The 26,732-nt window shown below is 71.2% G+C and carries 20 protein-coding genes, 1 tRNA gene and 3 pseudogenes; 12 read left to right on the top strand and 12 right to left on the bottom strand.

What is annotated here, in order from left to right; genetic code table 11:
- Window positions 1-165: 165 nt before the first annotated feature.
- Complete coding sequence (locus ABZ078_RS04840) at window positions 166-1,107, top strand: RNA polymerase sigma factor SigF (RefSeq protein ID WP_356571637.1); 942 nt, start codon at window positions 166-168, stop codon at window positions 1,105-1,107.
- A gap of 230 nt (window positions 1,108-1,337) precedes the next feature.
- The gene (locus tag ABZ078_RS04835; RefSeq protein WP_356571635.1) at window positions 1,338-2,921 is read left to right on the top strand and encodes a ricin-type beta-trefoil lectin domain protein; all 1,584 of its coding nucleotides are present in this window, start codon (window positions 1,338-1,340) and stop codon (window positions 2,919-2,921) included.
- Window positions 2,922-2,960: 39 nt separating this feature from the next.
- Here the strand turns inward: ABZ078_RS04835 and hutI are convergent, their stop codons facing one another.
- Genes hutI through hutU form a run of 4 tightly spaced genes read right to left on the bottom strand, consistent with a single transcriptional unit; the run spans window position 2,961 to window position 8,522 of the window.
- Entirely contained in the window at window positions 2,961-4,262 is a 1,302-nt protein-coding gene (gene hutI, locus ABZ078_RS04830) for an imidazolonepropionase (RefSeq protein ID WP_356571633.1), read from the bottom strand.
- Window positions 4,259-5,608: a formimidoylglutamate deiminase gene (locus tag ABZ078_RS04825; RefSeq protein ID WP_356571631.1), complete on the bottom strand. Its 1,350-nt coding sequence runs from the start codon at window positions 5,606-5,608 to the stop codon at window positions 4,259-4,261. The genes hutI and ABZ078_RS04825 overlap by 4 nt, the downstream gene beginning before the upstream one ends.
- Entirely contained in the window at window positions 5,605-6,807 is a 1,203-nt protein-coding gene (locus tag ABZ078_RS04820; RefSeq protein ID WP_356571711.1) for an allantoate amidohydrolase, read from the bottom strand. Before ABZ078_RS04820 ends, ABZ078_RS04825 begins: the two co-directional genes overlap by 4 nt.
- A 50-nt stretch (window positions 6,808-6,857) precedes the next feature.
- The gene (gene hutU / locus ABZ078_RS04815) at window positions 6,858-8,522 is read right to left on the bottom strand and encodes a urocanate hydratase (protein ID WP_356571629.1); all 1,665 of its coding nucleotides are present in this window, start codon (window positions 8,520-8,522) and stop codon (window positions 6,858-6,860) included.
- Window positions 8,523-8,662: 140 nt separating this feature from the next.
- On the opposite strand from hutU, the gene ABZ078_RS04810 reads away from it, so the two are divergent.
- From ABZ078_RS04810 to ABZ078_RS04800, 3 genes and pseudogenes are all read left to right on the top strand, one after another.
- Complete coding sequence (locus ABZ078_RS04810) at window positions 8,663-10,078, top strand: diaminopimelate decarboxylase (protein WP_356571627.1); 1,416 nt, start codon at window positions 8,663-8,665, stop codon at window positions 10,076-10,078.
- 13 nt (window positions 10,079-10,091) lie between these two features.
- A pseudogene (locus tag ABZ078_RS04805) lies at window positions 10,092-10,328 on the top strand (hypothetical protein); the annotation flags it as partial.
- A pseudogene (locus ABZ078_RS04800) lies at window positions 10,320-10,510 on the top strand (hypothetical protein); the annotation flags it as partial. The pseudogenes ABZ078_RS04805 and ABZ078_RS04800, both read left to right, overlap by 9 nt.
- A 33-nt stretch (window positions 10,511-10,543) precedes the next feature.
- Here ABZ078_RS04800 and ABZ078_RS04795 read toward each other — a convergent pair.
- Together ABZ078_RS04795 and ABZ078_RS04790 are read right to left on the bottom strand one after the other, a co-directional pair.
- Complete coding sequence (locus tag ABZ078_RS04795) at window positions 10,544-11,128, bottom strand: hypothetical protein (RefSeq protein WP_356571625.1); 585 nt, start codon at window positions 11,126-11,128, stop codon at window positions 10,544-10,546.
- A 123-nt stretch (window positions 11,129-11,251) separates the two neighbouring features.
- Window positions 11,252-12,112 (bottom strand): MurR/RpiR family transcriptional regulator, encoded by an 861-nt coding sequence (locus ABZ078_RS04790; protein WP_356571623.1) that lies wholly within the window; start codon window positions 12,110-12,112, stop codon window positions 11,252-11,254.
- A 202-nt stretch (window positions 12,113-12,314) separates the two neighbouring features.
- Between ABZ078_RS04790 and ABZ078_RS04785 the strand changes: the two are divergent.
- A pseudogene (locus ABZ078_RS04785) lies at window positions 12,315-12,755 on the top strand (hypothetical protein).
- Between the two features lie 405 nt (window positions 12,756-13,160).
- Here ABZ078_RS04785 and ABZ078_RS04780 read toward each other — a convergent pair.
- Complete coding sequence (locus tag ABZ078_RS04780) at window positions 13,161-14,549, bottom strand: cystathionine beta-synthase (RefSeq protein ID WP_356571621.1); 1,389 nt, start codon at window positions 14,547-14,549, stop codon at window positions 13,161-13,163.
- 159 nt (window positions 14,550-14,708) lie between these two features.
- On the opposite strand from ABZ078_RS04780, the gene ABZ078_RS04775 reads away from it, so the two are divergent.
- From ABZ078_RS04775 to ABZ078_RS04765, 3 genes are all read left to right on the top strand, one after another.
- Window positions 14,709-15,737, top strand: coding sequence for an SGNH/GDSL hydrolase family protein (locus tag ABZ078_RS04775; protein ID WP_356571619.1), 1,029 nt, complete (start codon window positions 14,709-14,711; stop codon window positions 15,735-15,737).
- Between the two features lie 135 nt (window positions 15,738-15,872).
- Window positions 15,873-17,093, top strand: a complete 1,221-nt coding sequence (locus ABZ078_RS04770) for an acetyl-CoA C-acetyltransferase (protein ID WP_356571617.1) — start codon at window positions 15,873-15,875, stop codon at window positions 17,091-17,093.
- Between the two features lie 298 nt (window positions 17,094-17,391).
- On the top strand, window positions 17,392-18,231 hold the full coding sequence (locus tag ABZ078_RS04765; protein ID WP_356571615.1) for a hypothetical protein: 840 nt from the start codon (window positions 17,392-17,394) through the stop codon (window positions 18,229-18,231).
- A 58-nt stretch (window positions 18,232-18,289) separates the two neighbouring features.
- Here the strand turns inward: ABZ078_RS04765 and ABZ078_RS04760 are convergent, their stop codons facing one another.
- Window positions 18,290-18,601 (bottom strand): hypothetical protein, encoded by a 312-nt coding sequence (locus ABZ078_RS04760; RefSeq protein ID WP_356571613.1) that lies wholly within the window; start codon window positions 18,599-18,601, stop codon window positions 18,290-18,292.
- 94 nt (window positions 18,602-18,695) lie between these two features.
- Between ABZ078_RS04760 and ABZ078_RS04755 the strand changes: the two genes are divergently transcribed.
- A complete protein-coding gene (locus tag ABZ078_RS04755) occupies window positions 18,696-18,926 on the top strand; it encodes a DUF4287 domain-containing protein (RefSeq protein WP_030049879.1) in 231 nt (76 codons plus the stop codon).
- A gap of 81 nt (window positions 18,927-19,007) precedes the next feature.
- Here the strand turns inward: ABZ078_RS04755 and ABZ078_RS04750 are convergent, their stop codons facing one another.
- The 3 genes from ABZ078_RS04750 to ABZ078_RS04740 form a co-directional block, all read right to left on the bottom strand.
- Window positions 19,008-19,904: a Bax inhibitor-1/YccA family protein gene (locus tag ABZ078_RS04750; protein ID WP_356571611.1), complete on the bottom strand. Its 897-nt coding sequence runs from the start codon at window positions 19,902-19,904 to the stop codon at window positions 19,008-19,010.
- A gap of 214 nt (window positions 19,905-20,118) precedes the next feature.
- Window positions 20,119-21,294 (bottom strand): 4-hydroxybenzoate 3-monooxygenase, encoded by a 1,176-nt coding sequence (locus ABZ078_RS04745; RefSeq protein WP_356571609.1) that lies wholly within the window; start codon window positions 21,292-21,294, stop codon window positions 20,119-20,121.
- A 151-nt stretch (window positions 21,295-21,445) separates the two neighbouring features.
- Window positions 21,446-21,529: transfer RNA gene (locus ABZ078_RS04740), tRNA-Leu, on the bottom strand.
- Window positions 21,530-21,921: 392 nt separating this feature from the next.
- On the opposite strand from ABZ078_RS04740, the gene ABZ078_RS04735 reads away from it, so the two are divergent.
- A complete protein-coding gene (locus ABZ078_RS04735) occupies window positions 21,922-22,692 on the top strand; it encodes an ABC transporter ATP-binding protein (protein WP_356571607.1) in 771 nt (256 codons plus the stop codon).
- Window positions 22,692-25,226, top strand: a complete 2,535-nt coding sequence (locus ABZ078_RS04730; RefSeq protein ID WP_356571605.1) for an FtsX-like permease family protein — start codon at window positions 22,692-22,694, stop codon at window positions 25,224-25,226. The genes ABZ078_RS04735 and ABZ078_RS04730 overlap by 1 nt, the downstream gene beginning before the upstream one ends.
- Window positions 25,227-25,298: 72 nt before the next feature.
- Here the strand turns inward: ABZ078_RS04730 and ABZ078_RS04725 are convergent, their stop codons facing one another.
- Complete coding sequence (locus ABZ078_RS04725; RefSeq protein ID WP_356571603.1) at window positions 25,299-26,612, bottom strand: class I SAM-dependent methyltransferase; 1,314 nt, start codon at window positions 26,610-26,612, stop codon at window positions 25,299-25,301.
- Window positions 26,613-26,732: the final 120 nt, after the last annotated feature.

Here is a 26,732-nt window from a genome sequence, read left to right as displayed (position 1 = left end):
ACCCGAACATCCACCCAGAAACGGACATTTCGGAACAGAGCGCACTTGCGGTGGGCTCACGAAAGCGGGTAGGGCTAGTAGAGACACGTAACCGACTCGGCCGGCTTTGGAGGCGCCGCACACCGCAGTGCACGCACAGGCTTCGGCAGCCATATGCCGAGAACGATGGAGGACATCATGTCACCCCGGCTCGACGCATCGCATACCCAGAGCGCGACGTCGGCACCCCGACCGGCACACCTGGATCCCATCGAGCAGAACAGCGACGTACATTCCGAACACGATTTCGGTCACGACGACGCACTCGCCGGGCTTCCGGACATCCCCCCGTACGACGAGGTGGGACCGGTGGACGCGCGAGCCCTGTCCAAGACCCTCTTCGAGCGGCTGGAGTCGCTGGAGGAAGGGACCCACGAATACTCGTACGTCCGCAACACGCTCGTCGAACTCAACCTCGCCCTGGTCAAGTTCGCCGCCTCCCGCTTCCGCTCGCGCAGCGAGCCGATGGAGGACATCATCCAGGTCGGCACGATCGGCCTGATCAAGGCGATCGACCGCTTCGAGCTCAGCCGAGGCGTGGAGTTCCCCACCTTCGCCATGCCGACCATCATCGGCGAGATCAAGCGTTTCTTCCGCGACACGTCGTGGTCGGTGCGGGTACCGCGCAGACTTCAGGAACTCCGGCTCGACCTGGCCAAGGCCGGTGACGAACTGGCCCAGAAGCTCGACCGCGCCCCCACGGTGGCGGAACTGGCGGACCGCCTCGGCCTGAGCAACGACGAGGTCGTCGAGGGCATGGCGGCGTCGAACGCGTACACCGCCTCCTCGCTGGACGCCCAGCCCGAGGAGGACGACGCCGAGGGCGCGCTGGCCGACCGGATCGGCTACGAGGACCACGGCATCGAAGGCATCGAGTACGTCGAGTCGTTGAAGCCGCTCATCGCCGAACTGCCGCCCAGAGACCGGAAGATCCTCTCCCTGAGGTTCGTCGCGGGCATGACCCAGTCGGAGATCGGCGACGAGCTCGGCATCTCGCAGATGCATGTGTCGCGGCTGCTGTCGCGAACCCTGACCCGGCTCCGGAAGGGGCTGACGGTCGAGGAGTGACGACCGGCGGCGGAGGGACGTCCCCTCCCGCTGACCTGCGCTGTGCCCGGTACCCCGCCGAATCCGTCGGCCGGATACCGGGCACAGCGCGTTGCGGCCGTTCGCACCGGCCCCATGGGTTACCCACAGAAACCCTTTCCCCGAAGCGTCCCTTCCTCCACTATGAGCCGTCATACCCGCCGGTAAGTCAGCACTGCGAGCGGGCGGCAAGGCTGCGAGGAGGCAGGCGGATGGCTCGGGCCGACGACGGCGGGGACCGTGACCGTGGGGTGCACGCGGGCGCGTCCGACGCCCGGCTCACCGAACTGCTGCGCGCGGACACGGCCACCGCCTACCCGGCGCTCCACGAACTGCGCGCCCGCCATCACGCCTCCGTCCTCGCCTACGCCCGCCTGTGCACGCCGAACGAGTCCACGGCACGGCAGCTGGCGGCCCAGGCGTTCACGCTCGCGGCCCGGCAGACGGCGCGCGGCGTCGACCCGGGCCTGCCCTGGCGGCACCGGCTCCTGCTGCTGACCGCCCGGACGGCGGGGACGTGGGCCATGGACGAGCGGGCCGCGAGCCTCGACGCGGGCCTGCTGCTCGTCCTGAACACGGCCGGCGCCTCCGGCCCCGTCCCGCCCATGCTCACGGCCTTCCAGACCCTGCCGGCCCGCGCCCAGGGCCTGATCTGGTACGGGATCGTGGAGCGGGAGCCGGTGGAGCGGACGGCCGGTCTGCTCGGCCTCACCCGCGAGGACGTGGCGTACGGCGTCGAACCAGCCCTCCAGCACCTGTCCCGGGCCTGCCTGCGCACCCGCCTCGCCGGCTCCGACGACCCGGACTGCCCCGACTTCGGGCGCCTCATCGAGGAGTCGGTACGGCCGGACAGTCCCCGCGACAGCGCTGATCTGCACGCCCACATGGCGCGCTGCCCGCACTGCACGGCGGCGTACGAGGAGCTGTCGGCGCTGCGGGACGCACCGCGCGGGGCGCTCGCGGAGGGGCTGCTGCCCTGGGGCGGGACGTCTTACGCGGCACGGCGCGCGGACGAGCGGGAGGCCGCCCGTCCCGTCGCGGAGCGGAGGTGGCCGCAGGCGGGCCTGCCGTGGGACCGGCGCCGGGTCGTGCTCGTGTCGGCGGCGCTCGGGGTGGCGTTGCTGCCGCTGGTGGTGTTCCTGGTGGCGCAGGGCGATTCGCCGTCGGCGCAGGATCCGGTGGGGTCGGTCAAGACCGCGGTGAGCGTGCCGCCGGTGGCGGTGACGGTGACGGCCACCGTGTCGGCGACGCCGTCGACGTCATCACCCTCGCCGTCGACGTCGACGTCGACGTCGCCGTCACCGTCGCGGACGTCCAAGTCACCGTCGCCGACGCGGAGTTCGCCGCCCCCGAAGACCGCCCGTCCGAAGCCGCCCTCGCCTTCCGCCCACCCGCCGAACGGCAGCTTCGCCCAGGTGGTGAACGTCGCCTCGGGCCAGTGCCTGGACATCGACGGCGACCCGTACAACGGCACGGACGTCGTCACGGCCACCTGCACGTCCTCGGACGACCAACGGTGGCGGGTCGACGCCGGACGCGGCGTGCTGCAGTCGTACGCCTATCCCGGCTACTGCCTGGACAGCCGCGGCTCCCTGGACCGGGGCATCGGCATCTGGGAGTGCGACGCGGTCTACGGGCCCAACGGCCAGAACCTGAGGTTCGCGGTGGACTCCCGCGGCGTGATCCGCCCCGGCATCGCCCCGGACCACGCGGTGACCCCGGGCGGGGACGACTCGCTGTCCCTGGTGCGGGAGGCGGGGCGGGGGGATCAGCGGTGGCGGGCGGGTGCTTCCTGATCAGGCTTCACAGCTCCTGGCCGGGCTGCCGCTTCCTCGTCAGACCTCGCGTACGCCCCGCCGCCACACCCCGCTGACCAGCGGGACGCCCGGCCGGTAGGCCAGGTGCACATGGCTCGGGGCGTCCAGGAGGATCAGGTCGGCTCGGGCGCCCGGGGTGAGTCGGCCGATGTCGTCGCGGCGCAGGGCCGCCGCGCCGCCCGCCGTGGCCGACCAGATCGCCTCGTCCGGGGTCATCCCCATGTCCCGTACCGCGAGTGCGACGCAGAAGGGGACGGACGAGGTGAAGGACGAGCCCGGGTTGCAGTCGGTGGACAGGGCGACGGTGACGCCCGCGTCGAGGAGGCGGCGGGCGTCGGGCCACTGGGCGCGGGTGGAGAACTCGGCGCCCGGGAGGAGGGTGGCGACGGTGGCGCTGTTCGCGAGCGCGTCGACATCGTCGTCCGTCAGGTGGGTGCAGTGGTCGGCGGAGGCGGCGTCCAGTTCGACGGCGAGTCGGACGCCCGGGCCGTAGGACAGCTGGTTGGCGTGGACGCGCGGGTGCAGTCCCCTGGCCTTGCCGGCGGTGAGGATCGCGCGGGCCTGGTCGCCGTCGAAGGCGCCCTTCTCGCAGAAGACGTCGATCCAACGGGCGTACGGGGCGCAGGCGTCGAGCATCTCGCCGGTGACGAGGGCCACGTACGCCGCCGGGTCCTGGGCGTAGTCCGGCGACACGATGTGGGCGCCGAGGTAGGTGACCTCCTCGGTGTGGGCGGCGGCGATGCGCAGGGCCCGGGCCTCGTCGTCGACGGTCAGGCCGTAGCCGGACTTGGTCTCGAAGGTGGTGGTGCCCTGGCGGAGCGCCTCGTGGAGGTAACGGGTGAGGTTGGCCTCCAGTTGCTCGTCGCTCGCGGCGCGGGTGGCGGCGACGGTCGTGCGGATGCCGCCCGCGCTGTACGGCCGACCCGACATCCGGGCGTTGAACTCCTGCGTCCGGTCGCCCGCGAAGACGAGGTGGGAGTGGGAGTCGACGAAGCCGGGGAGGACCGCCCGGCCACCGGCGTCGACCCGATTGTCAGTGGCGGGTGCTTTGCTTTGATCACCGGTCCACGCGACGCGGTCGCCTTCGATGACGACGGCCGCGTCCTGGATCAGTCCGAGGGGGGATCCGTCACCGAGGGAGGGGTCGTTGGTGACCAGGGCGGCGATGTTGGTGATGAGCGTGCTCGCGGTGCTCGCGGAGTGGGCGGGGCTGACGGTCGTCGCGTTGCTCATGGCGTCCTTGGTTGCCTGGTCGGCGGTGGGGTCGGGTTCGGGGGCAGGGGCGGAGGCGGGCCGCGGGGGCGGGCGGCCCGGGGTCATCCGCGCAGGGCTGCGACGGCGTCCGCGAGGGCTTTCGGCACATCCGGTACGAGGGCGTGCACCCCGTCCCGTACGACGTGCCGACCTCCCACGACCGTATGCGACACGTCTGCTGCCGACGCGGCGAATACGGCCGTCTCGGCCCCGAGCCGCGGAAGCGGTCCTGCCGTCCTGACCGAGTCCAGCGCGATCGTCGTGAAGTCGGCGAGCGCGCCGGGCGCCAGGGTGCCCGCGTCGTCCCAGCCGAGGGCCGCGTGGCCGTCGGCCGAGGCCGCCCGCAGCAGGGCCGCCGCCGTCCAGTGACCGCGCGTACGGGTGCGCAGGCGCTCGTCGAGCTCCATCGCCCGCGCCTCTTCGAGCAGGTCGATCACGGCGTGGCTGTCGGAGCCGAGGCAGAGCGGGGAGCCCTCGTTCTGGAGGGCGACCGCGGGTCCGATGCCGTCGGCGAGGTCCCGCTCGGTCGTCGGGCACATGCAGGTGCCGGTGCCGCTGCCGCCGATGAGGGAGATGTCCTCGGCGGTGAGATGGGTGTTGTGGACGCCGGTGGTGCGCGGTCCGAGCACGCCGTGCAGGGCGAGGAGCTGCGTCGGGGTGCACCCGTGGGCCTCCAGGCACGCCTCGTTCTCGGCGGTCTGCTCGGACAGGTGCACATGGAGCGGGGCCCGCCGCTCCTCGGCCCAGCGTGCCACGGTCGCCAACTGGTCGGCGGGCACGGCCCGTACGGAGTGGATCGCCGCCCCGATCCGTGCGTGATCCCGTTCCTTGAGAACTGAACAGCGTTCGGCCCAGGACTCGGCGTCGCCGTCGGAGAAGCGGAGCTGGTGGGTGTTGGGCGGCTGTCCGAAGCCGGAGGAGAGGTAGGCGGTGTCGAGGAGGGTGATCCGGATGCCGGCTTCGGCGGCGGCCGCGACGAGGGCCTCGCCCATGGCGTTGGGGTCGGCGTACGGGGTGCCGCCCGGGGCGTGGTGGACGTAGTGGAACTCACCGACCGCCGTGATGCCGGCCAGGGCCATCTCGGCGTACACGGCGCGGGCGAGCGCGTGGTAGGTGTCGGGGGTCAGCCGGTCGGCGACGGAGTACATGACCTCGCGCCAGGTCCAGAAGGTGCCGGAGCCGACCTGGACGGTGCCGCGCAGGGCGCGGTGGAAGGCGTGCGAGTGGGCGTTCGCCAGGCCGGAAAGGGTCAGCCCGCGCAGGATCTCGGCACCCGGGGGCGGGGCGGGGACGTCGGTCCGGACGGCGGTGATGCGGCCGGCTTCGGTGTCCACGGCGACGCCCGGCTCGACGTGTGGGTCGAGCCAGGCGTGTTCCAGCCAGTACGTGCGGCTCCGCTGGGTGGGCGTCACGAGCAGGCCAGTCCTTCCAGTACGTCGGCGAGGGCGAGCACTCCGGCCACGCAGTCGTCCTCGGCGGCGAACTCGGCCGGGGAGTGCGAGACGCCCGTGGGATTGCGCACGAACAGCATGGCGGTCGGGATGCTCCCGGAGAGGATTCCGGCGTCGTGTCCGGCACCGGTCCCCAGGACGGGCACGGTGATGTCGGTGTGCTTGCCCAGGATGCGGGCGAGTTCGTCGCGCAGGGCGTGGTCGAACTCGACGACGGGCGTGAAGGACTCGCGGACCACGTCGAGGTCGATGCCGTGGGCTGCCGCGTACTCCCGGGCGGCCCGCTCGACGCCGCCGACCACGCGGTCCAGGGCGGCCTGGTCCTCGGCGCGGGAGTCGAGCCAGCCGCGCACGAGGGAGGGGATGGCGTTGACGCCGTTCGGCTCGACGGCGATCTTTCCGAAGGTGGCGACGGCGCCGGCGAGTTCGGCCTCGCGGCGGGCGGCGAGGACGGTCTCGGCGTACGACAGCATCGGGTCGCGCCGGTCCACGAGCCGGGTGGTCCCGGCGTGGTTGGCCTCGCCCCGGAAGTCGAACCGCCACCGGCCGTGCGGCCAGATGGCGCTGGCGATCCCGACCCGGTCGCCGGACAGGTCCAGCGCCCGGCCCTGCTCGACGTGCAGCTCGACGAAGGCACCGATGCGGGCGAGCCGCTCCGGGTCGGCGCCGATGGTGTCGGGGTCGTACCCGGCCGCCTCCATGGCCCGGGGCAGGCTGACCCCGTCCCCGTCGGTCAGCTTGTGGGCGTCCGCCACGGTGAGCTGCCCGGCGGTGAGCCGGGACCCGACGCAGGCGAGCCCGAAGCGGGCGCCCTCCTCGTCGCCGAAGTTGACGACGGCGAGGGGCTTGGTGAACTCCACGCCCCTGCCACGCAGTTCGTCGAGCGCGGCGAAGGAGGACACGACCCCGAGGGGCCCGTCGAAGGCCCCGCCGTCGGGTACCGAGTCGAGATGCGACCCGGTGACGACGGCGTCCCCGGCGGCGGGGTCCCCGAGCCAGGCCCACTGGTTCCCGTTCCGGTCGACCTCGTAGGCGAGCCCGCGTGCCTCGGCCTGCTCCTCGAACCAGGAGCGGCATTCGGAGTCGGCACCGGTCCAGGCGAATCGGCGGTAGCCGTGGGAGTCGGGGTGCCGGCCGATGGGGAGCAGCTCGCGCCACATGGCGTGGAACGAGCTACCGCCCCCGGTCGGTGGGCCACTGTCGTTCTGCGTCACGCGTCGTCACCCTCGCGCATGGGAACCCGCACGCCCCGCTCGTCGGCGACCGACTCCGCGATGTCGTACCCGGCGTCCACGTGCCGGATGACCCCCATACCGGGGTCGTTCGTCAGCACCCGCCGGATCTTCTCCCCGCCCAGCTTCGTGCCGTCGGCCACCGTCACCTGCCCGGCGTGCAGGGACCGGCCCATCCCGACGCCCCCGCCATGGTGGATGGACACCCAGGACGCACCGGACGCCACGTTCACCATCGCGTTCAGCAACGGCCAGTCGGCGATCGCGTCCGACCCGTCGAGCATGGCCTCGGTCTCGCGGTACGGCGAGGCGACGGAGCCGCAGTCGAGGTGGTCGCGCCCGATGGCCAGCGGCGCGGCGAGCTCCCCGCTCGCCACCATGTCGTTGAACCGCTCCCCCGCCTTGTCCCGCTCGCCGTAGCCGAGCCAGCAGATGCGCGCGGGCAGCCCCTGGAAGTGGACCCGCTCCCCCGCCATCTTGATCCAGCGGGCCAGGGACTCGTTCTCCGGGAAGAGGTCCAGGATCGCCTTGTCCGTCTTGGCGATGTCGGCCGGGTCGCCCGACAGGGCCGCCCACCGAAAGGGGCCCTTGCCCTCGCAGAACAGCGGGCGGATGTAGGCCGGCACGAACCCGGGGAAGGCGAACGCCCGGTCGTACCCGGCGAGTCGGGCCTCGCCGCGGATCGAGTTGCCGTAGTCGAAGACCTCGGCACCGGCGTCCATGAAGCCGACCATGGCCTCCACGTGCCGTGCCATCGATTCCCGCGCCCGGGTGGTGAAGCCCGCCGGGTCCTTCGCCGCGTAGGACGCCATCTCGTCGAAGTCCACGCCCAGCGGCAGGTATGCCAGCGGGTCGTGCGCCGAGGTCTGGTCGGTGACGATGTCGATGGGGGCGCCCATGGCGAGGAGCTGCGGGACCAGCTCGGCGGCGTTGCCGAGGACGCCGATGGACAGCGGGCGGCGGGCGTCGCGGGCCTCGACGGCCAGCTGCAGCGCGTGGTCGAGCGAGTCGGCCTTCACGTCCAGGTAGCGGTGTTCGATGCGCCGGTCGATCGCGCGCGGGTCGCAGTCGACGCAGATCGCCACGCCGTCGTTCATGGTCACGGCGAGCGGCTGGGCGCCGCCCATGCCGCCGAGACCGGCGGTGAGGGTGATCGTCCCGGCGAGGGTGCCGCCGAACTTCTTCGCGGCGACGGCGGAGAAGGTCTCGTAGGTGCCCTGGAGGATGCCCTGGGTGCCGATGTAGATCCAGGAGCCGGCCGTCATCTGGCCGTACATGGTGAGGCCGAGGGCCTCCAGGCGGCGGAACTCCTCCCAGGTGGCCCAGTCGCCGACGAGGTTGGAGTTGGCGATGAGGACGCGCGGGGCCCACTCGTGGGTCTGCATGACGCCGACGGGGCGGCCGGACTGGACGAGCATGGTCTCGTCCTGCTTGAGGGTCTTCAGGGTGCGGACCATGGCGTCGAAGGACCGCCAGTCACGGGCCGCCTTGCCGGTCCCGCCGTAGACGACGAGCTGGTCGGGGTGCTCGGCGACCTCGGGGTCGAGGTTGTTCTGGAGCATCCGCAGGGCGGCTTCCTGCTGCCATCCCAGGGCGCTCAGTTCCGTACCGCGCGGCGCTCGGACGGGGCGGGGTCCTGACATGGTCTGCCTCCAGCGGATGGTGACTGCGGGTTGTGACTGCCGCTTGTTGAAGTGGGTATTCACATCCTGGCTACCTGAATAGAACTAGTCAATACGTCCGTGCGCCAGCGTCTGCGTGTCCCGGATGTTTGGCTGGATGCATGGGCTCGTACAGCGAGATGACGGGGGATGCCGTGAGCGACCGAGTGGACAGCGGGATCGAGGTTCCGGCGTGGGACGCCGACCGGGCCGCCCGGCGGGACGAGGCGGTGCGGGCCGCCGTGGAGCAGGGGCTGCTCGGAGCCGGCTCCCCCATCGTCGGCCTGCTGGACGTCACCGGCATCCGGGAGTCGGCGGCGGCGCTGCGGGCGGCGTTCGACGCGGTGGTGGCGCCGGGCACGCCCGTGCTGCACGCCTTCGCGGTGAAGGCGACCCCGCTGGTGCCGGTGCTGCGGCTGCTGCGCGAGGAGGGCATCGGCGCGGAGGTGGCCAGCCCGGGTGAGCTGGCGCTGGCGCGGGCGGCGGGGCTGCGCCCGGAGATGACGGTGCTGGACTCGCCCGCCAAGACGCCGGCCGAGCTGCGCCAGGCGCTGGCGCTGGGCATCGCCGTCAACGCGGACAACCCGCAGGAGCTGGACCGCATCGACGGCCTGATGAGGTCGGCCACCAGCCGCTCCCCGCTCGGGATCCGGGTGAATCCGCAGGTCGGCGGCGGTTCCATCGAGGCGACGTCCACGGCTACGGCGACATCGAAGTTCGGCGTGGCGCTGCGCGACGAGGGGGCGCGGGAGTGGGTCGTACGGGCGTATCAGGACCGCCCGTGGCTGACCCGGCTGCACGCGCACACCGGGTCCCAGGGGATCCCGCTGTCGCTCATGGCCCAGGGGGTCGCGGCGGCGTACGCGCTCGCGGAGGAGATCAACCGGAGGATCGGCCGACGGCAGATCGACACGCTCGACATCGGCGGCGGACTGCCGGTGAACTTCGCGTCGGACGCCACCACGCCGACGTACGCGCAGTACGCGCGGCTGCTGAGCGAGGCGGTGCCGGGTCTGTTCGACGGGCGGTACGGGCTGGTGACCGAGTTCGGCCGGTCCTTGCTCGCCAAGCACGGGACGGTCGTGGCGCGGGTCGAGTACGCCAAGAGCGCGGGTGGCCGCCCGGTGGCGGTCACGCACGCGGGCGTGCAGGTGGCGACGCGGACGGTGTACGCGCCGGGGAGCTGGCCGCTGAGGATCGCGGCGTACGACGGCAAGGGGCACCCGAAGCAGGGAACGGCGGTGGTGCAGGACGTGGCCGGTCCGGCCTGCTTCTCCGGTGACCTGCTGGCCGAGGGATGCGCGCTGCCGCTGCTGGAACAGGGGGACCACGTGGCGGCGCTGGACACGGGGGCGTACTACTTCGCGCATCACTACGCGTACAACTCCCTCGCCCGGCCCGGCATTCACGGCTTCGCCCCGGACGGGAGCGGGGGCATCGCCTTCGCGACCGTGCGTGAGCAGCAGTCGCTCGACGAGATCGTGGACGAATCCGGCGGGGCGCACGCGGCCTCGCTCACCACCCTGCCCGCGCCCTGATCACTCAAGGGAAATCAGGGCCGAATCGAGGAGGGGCACCGTGGGCGATCCTCCGGGCGGCGACCACGAGGTGTCGGAGGCCGCCGAGACGGCGGAACCGGCGCGGCCGGCCGCCGAGCAGCACGCGTTCGGGGCGGACGTCGACGCCGATGACGACGGCGCCGACGACACGGATCCGCCCGTCGAGGACGTGATCCTCAGCAGCCGGGACAGCCACCACCCGCTGCGGTTCGTGCCGACCACCTTCGACCTCAATGCGTCCGCCGCCGGCGGCACCGACGCCGTCCGCGCCAAGATGCGCACGAGGGAGCACCTCGGCCTCAGGGCGGCACCGAGGACATCCTGATCACCCTCACCGACCAGTACCACCTGATCCGGCTGGTCACCGGACGCGGGGGCAACGGCCTCCTCCTGTACCTGGTGCTGGACGCCCGCGGAAGATCGAGGAGGGCCTGGAGGTCTGGCCTACACCAGGGCCGCGGTGCGGCGGCGGGCCCCGCCCGGGGCGGCGTCGCCCGCGGCGATGCCCGTACTGCGGTACACCTTGACCGCCTTGCCCGCCGGCCGGCCACCTCGCCGGTCGAGCCAGTCCACCCGCACCCACAGCAGGGCGTTCTCGGCCCGCTCCCGCCGGCCGAGCCACGCGGCCTTGAGCCGCAGCCCCGCTCCGCATCCCGCCAGCAGCATCCCGCCCGCCGCCGGCACGGCGAAGGCGCTGCCCAGCGCGGCGACGAACGCGAGCAGCAGCCACCAGCGGTGGCCGCGACGCCAGTTGCGGGCGGACACCGAGCGGTCCTGGAGCACGTCGTGCTTGCCGGCGCGGGCGGCCGAGCGGGCCAGGGCGGTGTAACGCCCGCGGCGTGCGTACGACACGACCACCGCCGCGACGATGAACAGCGCGGCCCCGGCCAACACCCCGATCCGACGCCCCGTCAGCCCCGGCACCAGCACACCGATGCCCGCCGCGAGCACTCCGAGCCACCACAACGGCGCCGCCCCGGACCGTACGACGACCGCCACCCGAGCCAGCCCCTGACCTCCGCGTGCCACGTTCCGCCTCCTCGTCGCCCTGGCACAGTTCTGTCGGGCGGGCAGATTAGTGAAGAAACGTGAGACGAGTCTTAAAACTCACTCGCCAGAAGAACTCACTCGGCAGGTGTCACTCGGCAGGTGTCACTCGACAAACAGCCCCCGCACCGCCGCCCGCGCGTCGAACTCCTCCAGCCGTGCCTGGGCGTCCGGCAGGTCGTCGCACATCGCCTCCAGCAGGACCCGGCCCAGCAGCATCGGCGCGCAGGCGGTGTCGAAGGCGAGGCCCGTACCGACGGCCGCCGGCAGCAGCAGGTCGGAGACCTTGGCGACCGGCGCGAACGCGGAGTCCGCCACCGTCACCACCGTCAGCCCGGCCTCCTTGGCGTACGCCAGCGTGTCCACGACCTCACGCGGGTGCCGGGGCAGCGCGAAGCACAGCAGGGCCGTCGCGCCGGCCCGGACGGCGGCGTCGACACGGTCGTGGATCATCGTGCCGCCCTCGTGCAGCAGCCGTACGTCCGGGTGGACCTTGGCCGCGAAGTAGGCGAAGCCGTACGCCTGGGAGGCCGCGGCGCGCAGGCCGAGGACGGGGAGCGGACGCGAGGCCGCGAGCAGCCGCCCGGCCTTCTGGACGGGCCGCGGGTCGGCGAGCGCCTCGGCCAGATGCCGCAGATTCTCGATCTCGGCCTCGACGGCCTGCTGGTACTCGTTGTACGAGCCGGCGTCCACCGGCTGCTCGACGGGCGCGACCTCGCGCAGGTGCCTGCGCAGCGCCGGGTAGCCGTCGAAGCCGAGGGCGACGGCGAAGCGGGTCACGGACGGCTGGCTGACCCCGGCCAGCTCGGCCAGCTCCACGCTGGACAGGAACGGCACGTCGGCGGCCCGCCGCACCATGCTGTGCGCGATGCGCCGCTGGGTCGGCGTCAGCCGGTGCCCCTCGAAAAGCGCCTGGAGCCGCGCGGCGGAGCTGTCCGTCCCCCTGGTGTTCCTGTCCGCGCTCATGCCGCGCTCCCGCTCCCCATGCAGCCCACACCTCTCACTCCGGACAACCGGCCTATTCAGATATCAAGAACTCTGCATGACCTTATACAGCCGGGCAAGAGACATCCGTTCCGGTCACCGCCCGGCGCCCTGGCCTGCCCCCGCACGAACAGGGGGGCTAACCCCAGTGCGGCCGTCGCCCCCGCTCCCTACCGTGGATCGCATGACCGGAATGGACGCGCGGGACACCGAGCTCAAGAAGGAACTCAACGCCACCCTGCAGGCCCGCAGGTAGCTGGGCGACGAGTACGAGTCCGCGCTGGTCGACTCGTTCCTGGAGAAGGTCGACCAGCGCATCGACGGGGCGGTCGAGCGCCGACTGCGGCGCCAGTCGGCCGAGCAGCAGATGGTGGCGGCCCGGGGCGCCCGGTCGCCGAAGCCGACGGACTCCTTCGGTGAGCGCTTCGGCTTCGGCATCGTCTCGCTGGTCGTGGCGATCCCGCTGTCCGCGATCGGCGGCGGCGTAGCCGGCCTCTCCGGTCTGCTGGTCACCTGGGTCGGCATCGTCGGCGTCAACGTCGTCCAGGCGGCGCGCACCCACCCCGGCCTGTTCAGGGGCCTGCGCCGCAAGGCCGCCAAGGACGACGACAAGTGGGAGGACTGACCCGCTCCGGGGAGCCTGGGGGACCGGGGCCGAGCCCGCCGTGATCCGTCCGCCCGCACAAGGAGTTTCATGCGCGGGGACCGCCGCTCCCCCGTTTCCAGGGGGCGGGACGACGGCGGTCCCCGCGAGGGACGCGGGCCGGGTCAGGGCCTGGCTTGCGCGTCCTTGGCGTCCATGGAGGTCCGGGAGCCGCTCCGGAGGTCCTTGGCGCCGTTCGGCGCCGGCTGGGGCGGGGAGCCGCTCCCGCCCTGCCGACACCCCCTAATGTGCCGGACCCGTGTTAAGCGGGTGCTGCGCGGACGTGACGCGCTCGTACCAGTTCCGCGACGTTCCGAGCGGCCGCTGTCACCCCAAGTTCGCCGCGTACACGGCCCGTTCACCGCGGGTTCGCCGCCAGGTCCGCCGCTACTTCCCGCCCTTGGCGAGGAAGGCCAGCAGGTCCTGCCGGCTGACCACACCGGTCGGCTTGCCCTCGACGAGGACGATCGCCGCGTCGGCCGCGCCCAGCACGGACATCAGGTCCGCGACCGGCTCACCGGAGCCGACCTGCGGCAGCGGGGCCGACATGTGCTTCTCCAGCGGGTCGTCGAGCGAGGCCCTCTTGGTGAACAGCGCGTCCAGCAGCTCCCGTTCGACGACGGACCCCACGACCTCCGCGGCCATGACGTCCGGGTGACCGGCGCCCGGCTTCACGATGGGCATCTGCGAGACGCCGTACTCCCGCAGCACCTCGATGGCCTGACCGACCGTCTCGTCCGGGTGCATGTGGACTAGGGACGGCATGGCGCCGTGCTCCTTGTCGTTGAGGACGTCGGCGACGCGCGCGCTCGGGCCCTCGTCCTCCAGGAAGCCGTAGTCGGCCATCCACTCGTCGTTGAAGATCTTGGAGAGGTAGCCGCGGCCGCTGTCCGGGAGCAGGACCACCACGACGTCGTCCGGACCGAGCCGCTCGGCGACCTCCAGCGCGGCCACGACCGCCATGCCGCAGGAGCCGCCGACCAGCAGGCCCTCCTCGCGGGCCAGCCGCCGGGTCATCTGGAAGGAGTCCTTGTCCGACACGGCGACGATCTCGTCGGCGACGGTCCGGTCGTAGGCGGTCGGCCAGAAGTCCTCACCGACGCCCTCGACGAGATACGGCCGCCCGGAACCGCCCGAGTACACCGAACCCTCGGGGTCGGCGCCGATGACCCGCACCTTGCCGTCGCTGGCTTCCTTCAGATAGCGGCCGGTACCGGAGATGGTGCCGCCCGTCCCCACGCCCGCCACGAAGTGGGTGATCTTCCCCTCGGTCTGCTCCCACAGCTCGGGGCCGGTGGAGTGGTAGTGGGAGAGCGGGTTGTTGGGGTTGGAGTACTGGTCCGGCTTCCAGGCGCCCGGCGTCTCCCGCACCAGGCGGTCGGAGACGTTGTAGTAGGAGTCCGGGTGCTCGGGGTCGACGGCGGTCGGGCAGACGACCACTTCGGCGCCGTAGGCCCGCAGTACGTTGATCTTGTCGGTGCTGACCTTGTCAGGGCACACGAAGATGCACTTGTACCCCTTCTGCTGAGCCACGATGGCGAGACCGACACCGGTGTTGCCGCTGGTCGGCTCGACGATCGTGCCGCCGGGCTTGAGCGCACCGCTCTCCTCCGCGGCCTCGATCATGCGCAGGGCGATGCGGTCCTTCACGGAGCCGCCCGGGTTGAAGTACTCCACCTTGGCCAGGACGGTCGCCCGGATGCCCTTGGTCACATTGTTGAGCCTCACCAGCGGGGTGTTGCCGACGAGACTGATCAGCGAGTCGTGGAAATGCACCGTTGTCTCCGGATGCTGAAAAAGAAATGGTCCTAGTGGTTCCGCCAGCCTATGGCCTGCACCGGGCCCATGACGGTCGTTCACTCCTCGTTGGGATTGGGCCACGGTCCGTGCGGGGCAAGCAGTTGATGTACGGCTATGAGGAGGTGGCGGCGACGCATGACGAGCTTGTCGAGGGCGAGGGTGGCCCGGCGGATCGCGGCGGGCGCCGCGTACGGCGGAGGCGGGATCGGGCTGGCCGGCGCGGCGGCCGTGGGTCTGCTCCTCGCCGAGGTGCGGCTGGCCAGGCGCCATGTGGGCAACGGAACCGACAACCATGTACCGAACGCCGACGGCCGGTACGGCCGCGGGTACGGCACCGCCGGCGAGGCACCGCTGCGTCTGACGCTGCTGGGTGACTCGACGGCCGCGGGCCAGGGCGTGCACCGGGCGGGCCAGACGCCGGGCGCGCTGCTGGCGTCGGGGCTGGCGGCGGTGGCGGAACGGCCGGTGCTGCTGCGCAACGTGGCGCTGCCGGGCGCCCGTTCGGACGACCTGGACCGCCAGGTGGCCCTGGTGCTCGCCGATCCCGCGCTGGTGCCCGACATCTGCGTGATCATGATCGGCGCGAACGACGTCACGAACCGGATGCCGCCGACGCGCTCGGTCCGTCACCTGTCCGCGGCGGTACGGCGGCTGCGCACGGCCGGCGCGGAGGTGGTGGTCGGCACCTGCCCCGACCTCGGCACGATCGAGCCGGTCCAGCAGCCGCTGCGGTGGCTGGCCCGACGGGCCTCACGGCAGCTGGCGGCCGCGCAGACGATCGGCGTCGTCGAGCAGGGCGGCCGCACGGTGTCGCTGGGCGACCTGCTGGGCCCGGAATTCGCGGCGAACCCCCGTGAACTCTTCGGCCCCGACAACTACCACCCCTCGGCGGAGGGCTACGCCACCGCGGCGATGGCGGTCCTGCCGACGGTCTGCGCGGCGCTGGGCCTGTGGCCGGCGGAGGAGGAGCGCCCCGACGTCACCCGTCGCGAGGGCTTCCTGCCGGTGGCCCGCGCGGCGGCGGAGGCCGCGTCCGAGGCGGGCACGGAGGTCACCGCCGCCATGCCGACGGGGCCGAAGGGCCCGTGGGCGCTGCTCAAGCGCAGGCGCAGGCGCAGGCTGGGAGAGGCGGAACCGTCACCCGCCAGCCCGTCCGGCGTCTGAGCCCATCGGAGGACCAAGCAAGCGCTTAGAAAATTGCGGCCAGGGTCACACCCCCATCCCCGTGACCCTGACCATACGTACGGGTAACTTCCCACACAGCCCTGCCCGACCCCCCGGTATGTCAATGGAGCCGTGATGCCCGAAGCCGTGATCGTCTCGACCGCCCGCTCCCCCATCGGCCGCGCCTTCAAGGGCTCCCTCAAGGATCTGCGCCCCGACGACCTCACTGCCACGATCGTCCAGGCGGCCCTCGCCAAGATCCCCGAGCTCGACCCCCGGGACATCGACGACCTGATGCTCGGCTGCGGTCTCCCCGGCGGCGAGCAGGGCAACAACCTCGGCCGTGTCGTCGCCGTGCAGATGGGGATGGACCACCTCCCCGGCTGCACGATCACCCGGTACTGCTCCTCGTCCCTGCAGACCTCCCGCATGGCCCTGCACGCCATCAAGGCCGGCGAGGGCGACGTCTTCATCTCGGCCGGCGTCGAGATGGTCTCCCGGTTCGCCAAGGGCAACTCCGACAGCCTCCCCGACACGCGCAACCCCCTCTTCGCCGAGGCGGAGGCCCGCACCGCCGCCGTCGCCGAGCAGGAGGGCACCACCTGGCACGACCCGCGCGAGGACGGCCTGCTCCCCGACCCGTACATCGCCATGGGCCAGACCGCCGAGAACCTCGCCCGGGCGAAGGGCATCACCCGCCAGGACATGGACGAGTTCGGCGTCCGCTCGCAGAACCTCGCCGAGGAAGCCATCAAGAACGGCTTCTGGGAGCGCGAGATCACCCCGGTGACCCTCCCCGACGGCACCGTCATCAGCAAGGACGACGGCCCCCGCCCCGGCGTCACCATGGAGGGCGTCCAGGGCCTGAAGCCGGTCTTCCGCCCCGACGGCCTGGTCACCGCCGGCAACTGCTGCCCGCTCAACGACGGCGCCGCCGCGGTCGTCGTCATGTCCGACACCAAGGCCCGCGAGCTCGGCCTCACCCCGCTCGCCCGCATCGTCTCCACCGGCGTCTCCGGCCTCTCCCCGGAGATCATGGGCCTCGGCCCGGTGGAGGCCTCGCAGCAGGCGCTGCGCCGGGCCGGCCTGACGATCGACGACATCGACCTGGTCGAGATCAACGAGGCGTTCGCCGCCCAGGTGATCCCCTCCTACCGCGAACTGGGCATCGACATCGAAAAGCTGAACGTCAACGGCGGCGCCATCGCCGTCGGCCACCCCTTCGGCATGACCGGCGCCCGCATCACCGGCACGCTCATCAACTCGCTCCAGTTCCACGACAAGCAGTTCGGCCTGGAGACGATGTGCGTCGGCGGCGGCCAGGGCATGGCGATGGTCATCGAGCGCCTGAGCTGAAGCGCCCGAACCGAAGCACCCGAGCGACCCCTGGGTAGTCAACTCACGACCCAGCGTGAGGCTTCGGCCCAGAACCCGGGAAACCCCTTGGTTCTGGGCCGTTTTGTGATCCAATCTCCCCCAGGATGTGACCTATCTCCCTCCGTCGAGGGATTCACGCAGCTCAGAGCCGTTGCAGCACCAAACCCCAGGCCCAAAGTCCTGTCCGTTTCGTGACGTTACGCACTGACAGCTGGATAGTCCGCCCTTCAAGCTGATGTAGGAAGTCGGGGGTCGACTTTGAACCGGGAGTACGTCAGTGAGCGCCATGCCGATCGCCCTGCTGCTCACCACGGCCGCCACCGGCGCCGTGGGCGTCGCCGTCCTGCGCACCCTCATGGTGCTGCGTCGACAGGTCGCGGCCCTGCACACCGAGCTGGCACAGAGCAACGCGGCCGCGACCCGCGGTCTCGTCCCGTCCGCCCGCCTCTCCACCGAGGCCGAGGAGATACGCGCCGCCGTCGCCGAGGCGCTCGCCGAGGAGCGTGAGCGGGAGCTGGCCGAGGCCCGGGCGTTCTGGGCCGCCCAGGAGGCCCGTGACGCCTCCGACGCGCCCACCCTGCTGGGCCTGTCCGACAGCGAGCTGTTCCTGCCCCGTCAGGCCGATTTCGCGGGCCTTGAGCACCTGGAGCACGTGGAGCGCCTGGAGCCGGTGGCGGAGCCGAGCGCGGACGCCGACGAGTTCTCCCCCAAGGACTTCGTCCAGGGGAGCACCCCCAGCGAGTCCCCCGAACTGGCCGCGGCACGCCGCCGCCACCCCTCCCACCCGGACTTCGTCCCGGTCTCCTCACCGGCCGTGAACGACCACGAGCGCACGGTGTCCACCCTTGAGGAGCTGGCCGCGTCCGCCACCGAACTGACCGACGTCCGCCCGGGCCCCCTGGGCACCCTCGACGTCTACGTCTTCGCCGACGGCACGACGCTGTGCATGACGCCGGGCCACCGCGAGACGGCGGAGCGCCTGGCGGCGGCCCTGCGCGCGGGCGAGACACCGGTGCTGCTGGGCGGTTCGGGAGTCTCCGGCGCCTACACGCTGACCTTCGCGTGCGGCGGGGAGAACGTCTACATCCTGGCCGACCGGGTCATAGCGTCCCTCTAGGCGTCCCGCTGGGCGTCCCCCAGGGCCTGCCGTTCGGATCCACGCCGGCGTCGGGGGATCACACCCCGGCCCGCTTCTGCGCCTCCGCCACCAGCCGCACCGCTTCCAGGACGTCCGCGTCGGTCTCGATCACCGTCGCCAAGTCATGCGCCGCGACGGTGATTTGGTCTGCCGCGGCGAACATCCCGGCATCGGGCATGACACGGGGCTCCACCTCGGGCGCCTCCAGGAGCTGGGCTCTGCGCGCCAGCTCTCTGGCCAGCCCCAGCGCCTCCGAAGCCGCACTTCTCTGCAGTCGGCTCTGCGGCGCGGCCCGCAGACGATCAGCGAAATGATCAACGGCACGAGTCAGAGGCGTCGTATCAACCACGCCGTGAGCGTACGCGACTGTTGCCAACGGGCGAACGCTCAGGCACCGTGACCTGAAGGACCGGCTTACATCCCCTTTGCGTCCGGAGGCGCCGATGTCCCACGTCCTCTCCGAGGAGACCCACCGCAACATGCTCGCCCGCATCCCCCACTGCACCGGTCGTGAAGTCTCCGACTGGCTCCGCACCGTAGAAGAAGGCCCGGCTCTCGTCCGTTTCGAGGAGAAGGTCAGCTGGCTTCGCCACGAATACGACCTCGCGTACGGCCACGCGAAGGCGATCGTCCACGAGTACGACCTGAGGAGGGCGGCGCGCAAATTCCTCTAGGCGCGCACAGACGACGAAGGGCCCCGGGACGAACCCGGGGCCCTTTCGCCTACGACCGTCGTCGCGCTACGGCGTCGGGAGTCAGTCGCTGCTGTTGAGGATCGAGATGAGCCTCAGGAACTCCATGTAGATCCACACCAGGGTCAGCGTGAGGCCGAAGGCCGCGAGCCAGGCCTCCTCGCGCGGCGCGCCGTAGGCGATGCCGTCCTCGACCTGCTTGAAGTCCAGGGCGAGGAAGCAGGCGCCGAGCAGGATGCCGACGATGCCGAAGACGATGCCGAGCGGGCCGCTGCGGAAGCCGAGGCCGTCACCGCCGCCGAAGACGGCGAACAGCAGGTTGACCGCCATCAGCAGGATGAAGCCGAGCGCGGCCGCCATCACGAAGCCGACGAAGCGGCGGTTGACGCGGATCCAGCCCGCCTTGTACGCCACCAGCACGGCGGCGAAGACCGCCATCGTGCCGAGCACCGCCTGCATGGCCGCGCCACTGGCGATGTGGGTGTCGACGACGCTGGAGACGACGCCGAGGAAGACACCCTCCAGCGCGGCGTACGTCAGGATCAGTGCCGGCGAGGCCTTGCGCTTGAAGGACTGCACGAGCGCCAGCACCATGCCGATCAGACCGGCACCGATGGCGATGCCGTACGACCGGTTGATGTTCGCCGCGTCGACCGGCAGCAGCGCCCAGGCGAGCGCGGCCGTGACGATCAGCGTGCCGAGCGTGGTGCCGGTGCGCAGGATGACGTCGTCGATCGTCATCCGGCCGGTGGTGGCCGGGGCCTGCGGCGGCGCACCGTGCTGAAGGTCCTGCTGGGCGTACGGGTTCTGCGCGTACGGGTTGCCCGCCTGCGGCTGGGCGTACGGGTTGCCCTGTGTGCCGACAGCGGCGCCCCCGGCCTGCGGCGCGGTGTTGAAGCCCGCGTAGCCGTTGTCGCGGCTGAACCCCCGTCGCGAGAAGACCGGGTTGCTGCTCCTCATTTCACTCCTCCATGGCCACCGTGCGTAGCCTTGGCTCAAGAGTAATAGGTGGGCAAAGGATTGACCCTAGTGCTTGGGGAGGATCTTTCCCTCGTCGTGCTGCGCAACACGCTACGCGGCTCGGTGATTCCCAGCCACGGAGGGGATCATTCATGACCAACCTGCGACGTGGCCGGAACCGATCGGAGATCACTCCTGTGCCCCACGCGTACGGTCACCCGAACGGAAACCCCGTGTACGCCTCGGCGAGGTCCGTCTCGGCCGCCCGCGATCCGGCGATCCGCTCCAGTCGCGCGAGCTGGAGCCGGTCCTCGAAGGGCGTGGTGCCGGGGGCGCGGTGCAGCAGGGTCGTCATGTCGTAGGAGAACCGCTCGGCCTGCCAGACGCGGCGCAGACAGGTCTCGGAGTAGGCGTCGAGGAGCTCGGTCGACCCGGTCTCCCTCTGGTGCGTCAGCGCCCTCGCGAAGGTGACGACGTCCCCGACGGCGAGATTCAGCCCCTTGGCGCCCGTCGGCGGCACGATGTGCGCCGCGTCACCGGCCAGGAAGAGGCGGCCGTGGCGCATCGGCTCGTGGACGTAGGAGCGCATGGGCGTGACCGACTTCTGGGTGAGGGGGCCGCGCTCCAGCCGCCACCCGTCGGCCGTCTCGAAGCGGCGCTCCAGCTCCGTCCAGATCGCCTCGTCGCTCCACTCCTCGGCGTCCGTGCCCTCGGGCACCTGGAGGTAGAGACGGGAGACGGACGGGGAGCGCATGGACAGCAGGGCGAAGCCGCGGTCGTGGCGGGCGTAGACCAGCTCGTCGTGCGAGGGGGCGACGTCGGCGAGGATGCCGAGCCAGCCGAAGGGGTACGTCCGCTCGAAGACCTGGGTCAGCTCGGCGGGGATCGCCTTGCGGGACACGCCCCAGAAGCCGTCGCAGCCGACGACGTAGTCGCATGCGAGGACGTCCTCGCCCCCCTGGTGCCGGAAGCGCACGCGCGGATGGTCGGTGTCCGCGCCCTCCACCGCCAGTGCCTCCGCCTCGAACAGCAGCGGGCCGCCGTCCTTGAGCTGGAGGGCGATGAGGTCCTTGCAGACCTCGGTCTGGGCGTAGACCATCACGGACCGGCCGCCGGTGAGGGCGGGGAAGTCGACGCGGTGGCGCCGCTTGGCGAAGCGCAGCTCTATGCCGTCGTGCCGGAGGCCCTCGCGGTCCATGCGCTCCCCGGCGCCGGTCGCGCGCAGCACGTCCACGGTGCCCTGCTCCAGGATCCCGGCGCGCTGGCGGTGTTCGACGTAGGCGCGGTCGCGGCTCTCCAGGACGACCGAGTCGATGCCGGCGGTGTGGAGCAGCCGGGCGAGAAGGAGGCCGGCGGGGCCTGCTCCGATGATGCCGACGGTCGTACGCATCGGTCGTTCCTCCAAGGCGGCGTTCGCATGGTGAACTTTTATTCACCATCTTCTGACCGAGTCTCCGACCGCATACGCCCGCTGTCAACGGTCGTGCGTGAACTCCTGAAGGGGCGATGCGCCCTTGAAGGGGAGGGAAGGGTCTCGGAAGTGCCCAGAGCCGGACTTGAACCGGCACGCCCGCGAAGGGGCAGCGAGGTTTAAGCTCGCCGTGTCTGCATTCCACCATCTGGGCAGGCCATGGGCTCCGCATCGAGGTTCCGAGCCTATCGGGACGCATCCCCCGAACAGCGGATGGGCGGACCGATGTTGTCTTATTTTATTGACGTCTGAGGGTGCATCAGCCCGCGGTACGCGCCATCCGCACTTGCCAATAGCCTTACGTGCGACGGTGGGCGGCGCATACGGAATGACGGAATTTCACCGTCCAAACAAGGACGCTCCACCTGTTCCCGACGCGATCCCCTCTCAGGGATCCTCGTCATCCTCAGGTATGACGCCGCCGTCTCCGCTCCATCCGCAGTCTGTCTTCAGAACCGGAACAGCGACTGACTACACGGCGGTTTCCGGACGGGACGATGGACGAGTCCTTCGAACACACCGTCGTCCCTCAGGAGCGTTCCTCTCGTGACCACCGCATCCATCGCCGGCCGGACCACCACCGTGGCCGCGCGTGCCACGGATCTGTCGAAGATCTACGGACAGGGCGAGACCCAGGTGGTCGCCCTGGACCGCGTCTCCGTCGAGTTCCAGCAGGCCGAGTTCACCGCGATCATGGGCCCCTCCGGTTCCGGCAAGTCCACGCTGATGCACTGCGTGGCCGGCCTGGACACCTTCTCCTCCGGTTCGGTGCGCATCGGCGACACCGAGCTGGGCTCCCTGAAGGACAAGCAGCTCACCAAGTTGCGCCGGGACAAGATCGGCTTCATCTTCCAGGCGTTCAACCTGCTGCCGACGCTGACCGCGCTGGAGAACATCACCCTTCCGATGGACATCGCGGGTCGCAAGCCGGACAAGCAGTGGGTGGATTCGGTCATCCGGATGGTGGGCCTGGCCGACCGGCTGAGCCACCGTCCCGCGCAGCTCTCCGGCGGTCAGCAGCAGCGCGTCGCCGTGGCCCGCGCGCTGGCCTCCAAGCCCGAGATCATCTTCGGTGACGAGCCGACCGGAAACCTCGACTCGCGCTCGGGCGCCGAGGTGCTGGGCTTCCTGCGCAACTCTGTTCGGGAGTTGGGCCAGACGGTGGTGATGGTGACGCACGACCCGGTGGCGGCGGCGTACGCGGACCGGGTCGTGTTCCTCGCGGACGGACGGATCGTCGACGAGATGTACAAGCCCACCGCGGACAACGTCCTCGACTTCATGAAGCAGTTCGACGCGAAGGGCCGCACCAGCTGATGTTCCGCACCGCCCTGCGCAACGTACTCGCGCACAAGGCCCGGCTCCTGATGACCGTGCTCGCCGTGATGCTCGGCGTCGCGTTCGTCTCCGGCACCCTGGTCTTCGCCGACACCCTCTCCAACGCCTTCCGCAATCAGTCGGCGAAGAGTTACGACGACGTCGCCGTCGCCGTCACCTCGTACGCCGACGCGGACAACCCCGAGGAAGAACCCGGCCTTTCTCAGAAGACCCTCGACAAGATCTCCGCGGTGGAGGGCGTCGACGCCGCCTACGGCCGCGTCGACGGCTTCGCCGGGGTCGCCGACCCCGACGGGAAGCTGATCGGCGTCGGCTGGTCCAACAAGGGCTCCAACTTCGCCCCCGGCAAGGACGGCAAGGACCCCGCCTACACGTTCACCGACGGCTCCGGCCCGGTGAAGGACGATCAGATCGCCCTGGACAAGGAGTCCGCGGCCAAGGGCGAGTACCAGGTCGGCGACCGGGTCCGGGTCGCCACGAACGGCCCGGTGAAGGAGTTCACCCTCAGCGGCGTGTTCACCACCGAGGACGGCGCCGTGAACGCCGGCGGCAGCCTCGTCCTCTTCGACACCGCGGTCGCCCAGAAGCAGTACCTGAAGCCGGGTTACTTCACCAGCGCCTCCGTCACCGCCGCCCCCGGCGCGTCCGACACGAAGATCCTGGACGCGGTCGAGCCGCTGCTGCCGGACACCGCCGAGGCGAAGACCGGACAGGCCCTCGCGGACGAGCAGGCCGAGCAGATCGAACAGGGGCTCAGCTCGCTCAAGCAGGTCCTGCTCGGCTTCGCGGGCATCGCCCTCTTCGTCGGCATCTTCCTGATCTCCAACACCTTCACGATGCTGGTCGCCCAGCGCACGAAGGAGATCGCGCTGATGCGGGCCGTCGGCGCGTCGCGCAAGCAGATCACCCGCTCGGTGCTCGCCGAGGCCGCGGTGGTGGGCCTGGTCGCCTCGTTGATCGGCTTCGTCCTCGGCGTCGGTCTCGCGGTCGGTCTGCGGTCCGGAATGGCCGCGTTCGACATGAAGATGCCCAACGGACCGCTGGTCGTGTCCGCCACGCCGGTGATCGCCGCGATCGGCGTCGGTGTGCTGCTCACGATGTTCGCCGCCTGGCTGCCCGGCCGCCGGGCCGCGAAGATCCCGCCGGTGGCGGCCATGAACAGCGTCCACGCGGTGGCGACCACCAAGTCGCTGGTGCTGCGCAACTCCATCGGCGCGGCCATCACCGCTCTCGGCGCGGTCGGGATCGTGGCGGGTGCCTCCTCCGGCGGCGGCGACGGACGCCAGCTCATCGCGGCGGGCGCGTTCTTCGCGCTGGTCGGTGTGATCATCCTGATCCCGCTGCTGTCCCGGCCCGTGATCGCGCTCGTCCGTCCGCTGCTCGTCGGCCCGTTCGGGGTGGCCGGCAAGCTGGCCGGCCAGAACGCGGTCCGCAATCCCCGCCGCACCGGCGCCACCGCCTCGGCGCTGGCGATCGGACTGACGCTCGTGACCGGCCTGTCGGTGCTCGGTGTCACGGTCGGCACGGCCATCGACAAGATGACCACGGACAACATCAAGGCCGACTACATGGTCTCGATGGCGAACAGCGGGGCCCTCGACCAGTCCGCGCTGACGGCCCTGGAGAAGGCCAAGGGCGTCTCGGCGGTCTCGCCGCAGCAGAGCGTCTACTTCCAGGCCGGCGGCGAGGACTTCGTGTCCGCCTCGGCGGTCACGCCGGGCGACATCGAGAAGGTCCTGAACGTCGACGTCGTCAGCGGCTCCCTCGACTCGCTGGCCAAGGGTCAGATCGCGGTCGCCGAGAAGACGGCCAAGAGCAAGGGCTGGAAGCCCGGCGACAGCGTCCCCGTCACCTTCAGCGACGAGAAGAAGGACAAGCTGACGGTCGGCGCCGTCTTCAAGGACAGCGAGTTCCTCTCCCCCGTCCTCGTCGACACGAAGGTCGTGAACCCCCACGAGGTGCGTCCGTCCATCCAGCAGATCTTCGTGAAGGTGGACGGCGGCCAGTCCGCGGCGAACGAGAAGGTCCTCATCGACGCGCTGGGCGACAACCCCGCGATCACGGTCATGGACCGGCAGGACATCCGCAACGAGTTCGGCGGCGTCATCAACACGATGCTGAACATCATGTACGGCCTGCTGGCGATGGCCCTGATCATCGCCGTGCTCGGCGTCGTCAACACCCTCGCGATGTCGGTCTTCGAACGGCAGCAGGAGATCGGCATGCTGCGCGCCATCGGGCTCGACCGGCGCCGGGTGAAGCGGATGGTCCGGCTGGAGGCCGTGGTCATCTCGGTGTTCGGCGCGACGGTCGGCATCGGTCTCGGCTCGTTCCTCGGCTGGGCGATCGGCGAGACCATCGCGGATGAGATCCCGGGCTACGCGCTGGTCCTGCCCTGGGACCGGATCGGGATCTTCCTGGTGCTGGCCGGTCTGGTGGGTGTCCTGGCCGCGCTGTGGCCGGCCCGCAACGCCGCGCGGCTGAACATGCTGAACGCGATCAAGGCCGAGTGACGGCGTCCCGCCCCACCGAAGGGCCGGGCATCCCCGCGACGGGGAGGCCCGGCCCTTGCGCTTGCGTCCGGATCAAGTGCGCTCGGGCTCGCTCCACGTGCGGGAGCGCAACGGCATCCCGGAGTCACCGGAGTCGGGCGTTCTGACGGCCAGCACCTGGTTGACGCCGATGCGGTTGTGCTCGAAGGCCAGCGCGCACGCGGCCATGTACAGCCGCCAGACGCGGGCGCGGCCCGGGCTGGTGAGCTGGACGGCCCGGTCCCAGTCGGCCTCCAGGTTGGCGACCCAGCGGCGCAGGGTCAGGCCGTAGTGCTCGCGGATCGACTCCACGTCCCGCACCTCGAAGCCGGCGCGTTCGAGCTGGGTGACGGTGACGCCGATCGGTTGGAGCTCGCCGTCCGGGAAGACGTAGGAGTCGATGAACTCGTCGACCCGGTAGGAGGTTTCGTCCCGCTGCGGGCGCCGCCCGATCTGGTGGTTCAGCAAGCGGCCCCCGGGCTTCAGGAGCCGGTGGAGCACATCGGCGTACTCCAGGTACCGCTCGGCGCCGACGTGTTCGGCCATGCCGATGGAGGAGATGGTGTCGTACGGCCCGTCGGCGACGTCCCGGTAGTCCTGTACGCGGATCTCCACCTTGTCGGTGAGCCCCTCGTCGGCGACGCGCTTGCGGGCGTAGGCCGCCTGCTCGTGGGAGAGGGTGATGCCGACGACGCTCACGCCGTACTCGCGGGCGGCGTGCACGGCCATGGAGCCCCAGCCGCAGCCGACGTCGAGCAGCCGCAGGCCGGGTCTGACGGCGAGCTTGCGGCAGACGAGGTCGAGCTTGTCGCGCTGGGCGGCCTCCAGGGTGCCCTGCGGGGGCGGGGCGGACCAGTAGGCGCAGGAGTACACCATGGACGGGCCGAGGACGATCTCGTAGAAGTCGTTGCCGACGTCGTAGTGGTGGCTGATGGCGCGTTTGTCGGTGCGCTTGGTGTGCAGGTGGCCGCGGCGCCGGCGGACCTCCTCGGGCGGCGGTGCGGGCGGCAGCGGGACGCCGCCGAGCTGGACGAGGCCGCGGACGGCGGCGCGTGCCTCGGGATCGCGCAGGGTCTCCGTGAGGCCGCGGGCGTCCTCACCCCGCTCCCACACCAGTCCCGACAGCAGGTCGAGGGCGGCGTACAGGTCCCCCTCGATCTCCAGGTCACCGGCCACCCAGGCGCGTGCCAGGCCCAGTTCGCCCGGCTTCCACAGCAGTCGGCGCACGGCACGGCGGTTGCGGACGACGAGTGTCGGCGCACCCGGCGGCCCCGACTGTGAACCGTCCCAGGCGCGGATGCGCACCGGGAGGGGTGTTCCCAGCAGTTGTTCGAGAAGGACCTGCAGCCGCAGCGCGGCGTCAGCCATGGCGCACACCTCCGTGACGACGAATCCCGGAATGTCCAACACCACGTAAACACCTGCGGGGGTGGGACGCAGTCCCCCACGCGCGTTACGGCTGGGCAAACAACCGTTACGGAGGCGGCG

The sequence above is a fragment of the Streptomyces sp. NPDC006385 genome (genome assembly GCF_040612485.1).
Lineage (GTDB): Bacteria > Actinomycetota > Actinomycetes > Streptomycetales > Streptomycetaceae > Streptomyces.
This window is presented reverse-complemented; position numbering and strand designations above follow the sequence as displayed.

What these genes read in the sequence shown, in the direction of transcription:
- ABZ078_RS04835 (WP_356571635.1), top strand. Translation starts at nt 1,338, where the DNA reads ATGGCTCGGGCCGACGACGGCGGGGACCGTGACCGTGGGGTGCACGCG.
- ABZ078_RS04770 (WP_356571617.1), top strand. Translation starts at nt 15,873, where the DNA reads ATGCCCGAAGCCGTGATCGTCTCGACCGCCCGCTCCCCCATCGGCCGC.
- hutI (WP_356571633.1), bottom strand. Translation starts at nt 4,262, where the DNA reads ATGACCCCGGGCCGCCCGCCCCCGCGGCCCGCCTCCGCCCCTGCCCCC.
- ABZ078_RS04790 (WP_356571623.1), bottom strand. Translation starts at nt 12,112, where the DNA reads ATGAGCGCGGACAGGAACACCAGGGGGACGGACAGCTCCGCCGCGCGG.
- ABZ078_RS04730 (WP_356571605.1), top strand. Translation starts at nt 22,692, where the DNA reads ATGTTCCGCACCGCCCTGCGCAACGTACTCGCGCACAAGGCCCGGCTC.
- ABZ078_RS04750 (WP_356571611.1), bottom strand. Translation starts at nt 19,904, where the DNA reads ATGAGGAGCAGCAACCCGGTCTTCTCGCGACGGGGGTTCAGCCGCGAC.
- ABZ078_RS04755 (WP_030049879.1), top strand. Translation starts at nt 18,696, where the DNA reads ATGTCCCACGTCCTCTCCGAGGAGACCCACCGCAACATGCTCGCCCGC.
- ABZ078_RS04775 (WP_356571619.1), top strand. Translation starts at nt 14,709, where the DNA reads ATGACGAGCTTGTCGAGGGCGAGGGTGGCCCGGCGGATCGCGGCGGGC.
- ABZ078_RS04840 (WP_356571637.1), top strand. Translation starts at nt 166, where the DNA reads ATGGAGGACATCATGTCACCCCGGCTCGACGCATCGCATACCCAGAGC.
- hutU (WP_356571629.1), bottom strand. Translation starts at nt 8,522, where the DNA reads ATGTCAGGACCCCGCCCCGTCCGAGCGCCGCGCGGTACGGAACTGAGC.
- ABZ078_RS04745 (WP_356571609.1), bottom strand. Translation starts at nt 21,294, where the DNA reads ATGCGTACGACCGTCGGCATCATCGGAGCAGGCCCCGCCGGCCTCCTT.
- ABZ078_RS04725 (WP_356571603.1), bottom strand. Translation starts at nt 26,612, where the DNA reads ATGGCTGACGCCGCGCTGCGGCTGCAGGTCCTTCTCGAACAACTGCTG.
- ABZ078_RS04820 (WP_356571711.1), bottom strand. Translation starts at nt 6,807, where the DNA reads ATGTGGCGCGAGCTGCTCCCCATCGGCCGGCACCCCGACTCCCACGGC.
- ABZ078_RS04810 (WP_356571627.1), top strand. Translation starts at nt 8,663, where the DNA reads ATGGGCTCGTACAGCGAGATGACGGGGGATGCCGTGAGCGACCGAGTG.